Origin of the sequence: Streptococcus oralis (assembly GCF_001578945.1) — a bacterium.
Classification (GTDB): Bacteria; Bacillota; Bacilli; order Lactobacillales; family Streptococcaceae; genus Streptococcus; species Streptococcus oralis_Q.
Genome location: NZ_KQ969634.1, coordinates 1 through 362 on the forward strand (window position 1 = coordinate 1; position 362 = coordinate 362).

1 protein-coding gene is annotated in these 362 nt (G+C 44.8%); it reads right to left on the reverse strand.

Going from position 1 to position 362, the window contains the following annotated elements; translation table 11 throughout:
• On the reverse strand, window positions 1-362 hold a 362-nt coding region (locus SORDD16_RS10150; protein WP_128973520.1), incomplete at both ends, for an ATP-binding protein.

A 362-nucleotide genomic window follows, 5' to 3' on the forward strand; every position in this document is an offset into this window, starting at 1 on the left:
ATAACATAAACGGTCTCATCCTTAATGACAAATTGAATATTCATCATACCAAGACAGTTTAGGCCGATTGCTAGGCGTTTGGTGTAGTCTGCGATAGTTTCCTGTACCTTTTTAGACAAGGTTTGTGGTGGGTAAACGGCCATAGAGTCACCAGAATGGACTCCGGCACGTTCGATGTGTTCCATAATTCCTGGAATGAGAACATCCTTCCCATCAGAAATCGCATCCACTTCACACTCCTGCCCAACGATATAAGAATCGACAAGAACAGGATGGTCTGGACTGGCCTTAACAGCGGTACGCATGTAAGAACGAAGATCTTCTTCGTTTTCTACGATTTCCATAGCACGTCCACCCAAGAC